At 70.3% G+C, this 2,437-nt stretch carries 3 protein-coding genes; all 3 read right to left on the bottom strand.

Annotation, left to right across the window (positions count from 1 at the left end; all coding sequences use genetic code 11):
- Positions 1-260: hypothetical protein (locus tag WBA11_RS10200; protein ID WP_424520590.1), on the bottom strand; the 260-nt coding region annotated here is incomplete at its 3' end.
- Positions 261-329: 69 nt separating this feature from the next.
- On the bottom strand, positions 330-1,025 hold the full coding sequence (locus WBA11_RS10195) for a hypothetical protein (protein WP_424520589.1): 696 nt from the start codon (positions 1,023-1,025) through the stop codon (positions 330-332).
- Positions 1,026-1,069: 44 nt separating this feature from the next.
- Positions 1,070-2,203: a hypothetical protein gene (locus WBA11_RS10190; RefSeq protein WP_424520588.1), complete on the bottom strand. Its 1,134-nt coding sequence runs from the start codon at positions 2,201-2,203 to the stop codon at positions 1,070-1,072.
- Positions 2,204-2,437: the final 234 nt, after the last annotated feature.

Below are 2,437 nucleotides of genomic sequence, written 5' to 3'. Positions count from 1 at the left end.
CTCGGTGGTCCCTCGAGGTGGCGCCAGGCCGGCGTCTCGAAAAAGGCGACCGCGTCCTCGAGGGCGATCCGGTCGAGGTCCTCGAGGAACGCGTCTCGGACCAGGACGCCAGGATCGTTCGGGCCAGTCGGTCCCCAGATCTCCGCGTCGCCCTCGAGGTCGTACCCGAGGCCGAGGAGCGCGCGGTCGACGAGCGCCGAGTCCGCCGCGGACGGCTGAGCACCGGCCGACGCGCACAGAGCGAGGGCGAGGAGACGCATGGCGGACGTGGCGGGACGGCCAACCTACGCGCGCCACGTCTCGTCCTCGAGGTTGAGACCCTCCCGGGATCAGCCGTCCTCCAGCGCCTCCGACATGCGGGAAAGCTGGATCGCCATCTCGATCATCGGCAGCACTGTCGCTCGGTAGAGCCCCACCGCGACGCGGCGCCCGACGTAGCGACCGGCGTCGGACCGGTAGTAGGCGGTCATCGCCTCGAGGTCGGACGGGTCGAGGTCGGCCAGTTGGTACCGGCTCGCCCGGATGGACTCGCGGTAGAGACGCTGCGTGAAGGGGAGCGCCCCGCCTCCCGTGAGCTCGTCCCACATCTCGAACTCGTCGAGGGCGGCGAGCGCGGAGTCCGGCAGGCTCCGGCGGGCCTCGTCGACGACCTCGAGGTAGACGCCGTCCGGCTGCGTCGCGTCGAGCATGGCGACAACGTATCCGGCGACCCGTGCCGAGTCCGCCTGCGGCCCCTCGAGGACGGCGCTGCCCAGGTTCTGTTGCCGCCACGCGTCCGATACCTCCTGCGTCCGGGCGTAGGCCTCGCCCTCGAGCACGCTGATCGCTTGGGCAAGGAGGGCCGTGTCGAGGGTCTCGAGGAACGACTGGCGCACGGACGGGGCGAACGCGGTGGCCAAGCTGCTATCGGACTCGAAGCCGTAGCCGAGCGCGTCGAGCGCCTGGTCGACGAGGGCCGAGTCCGCCGCGGTTTGGGCGTGGGCGACGCTCCCCAGGAGGACGGTCGCGAGAAGAAGGTGGCGCATGGTGGTGAGACCTCGAGGTCGAGGTCGGTGTCAGATAGAATGTGTCACAGGGATGCCGCCGAGACTCGGGCGTCCTCGAGGGCGTCTACGAAGTCGAGGTCGAATTCGACCTGGAGGAAGACCTCCGTCTCCACCGCCTCGCCGCCGACGAAGGCGGGTTGGAAGCTGGACGTCCGGACGGCCTCGAGGACGGCCTCGGCGGTCGGCAGGTCGGGGTAGTGATAGAGCGCGATCCGGGAGGCGAGGCTGCCGTCGGTCCCGATTCGCACCCTGCCGTCGGTGCTGTCCTGGAGCGAGGCGGACGGGTAGCCGACCCGGCGGGCGAACACCTCCGTCCCTCCCGTGATCGCGGGGTCCCATTCGATGACCGGAGCTGGGTTGTCGAGGCCTCGAAGGAGCACCCTTGGGTCGATCCAGACCGACAGCGGTCGAGTCTGAAACGGGGCGCCTCGGATTGCCACGAACCAGTCTGTGTACGCGCGTCCTAGAGCGGGTGCGGTCGCGTCGGTGGCGACTTGATGGGCGTAGCGAACAGCCGGGTCCTCGAGGATGACGGCGGTCTCGAGGACGAGGGCCGCGGGAGCGCCGTGGAGCAAGGTGCGCAGTGCGAGAAGGAAGTCGGCCTCGAAGGATTCGTCCTCGAACTCGCTGGGCTCCCCAAGACCCAGGACTTTGGGCGTGATCCCGAGCGCCGTCCGAAGGGAGTCCGCCGCAGGATCGGACAGAAAGGCCTCGGCGAGACCCCGATGGAAGTCCGGTGCGAGGTCGAGAAAGCGCCCGGCGTCACGGTAACGGACCGTGAGCACGCTGTCGGCCTGGCGCTCGTCGCTTCCCTCACCGTAGGCCTCGAGGGCGCCGTCGAGCGCGTTTCGGATGGTGGACCTGGACGCTTGGGCGACTCGCTGACAGGCCGGCGTCTGGACGAGCGGGAGCACCCGACGCAGCAGGTCGGGCCGGGCCGCGCGCTGGAAGGCCGCGGTGACACGGTCTCGCGAGGCGAGAACATCGAACCCGAGTCGGCCCCTCATGCTCGAGGGCTGCGTCCACGACAAGAGCGTCAAAGGGCCGCGAGTCGCCTCGGTGAGGTCTCGGGCCTCGGCCTCGGTCAACGGCTGCGCCGACGCGGTCAGCGCGGTCAGGACGGCGAGGATCAGCGTGGAGCGTCCGGTGCGGATCATGGCTCCAGGCTACCCCTCGGCGTCTCGGCACCGGGTAGCTCCACGGTCCAGCGTGGTGCGCCCTCGGTCTACGTTCGCCCTCGAGGCCGCTACTCCACGAGCCGCTGGGCGACGGTGATGTGGTACACCGGCTGCCGCCGCTCGCGCACGACCACCAGCACGCCCTCGTCCTCGAGGACGATGAGCGCCCGGCCGAGCGCCGCGGTGAGGCGCGACGGGTAGTCGGCCGCGAGC

Source organism: Rubrivirga sp. (genome assembly GCF_049648075.1).
In the GTDB taxonomy this organism is placed as follows: Bacteria; Bacteroidota; Rhodothermia; order Rhodothermales; family Rubricoccaceae; genus Rubrivirga.
This window is presented reverse-complemented; position numbering and strand designations above follow the sequence as displayed.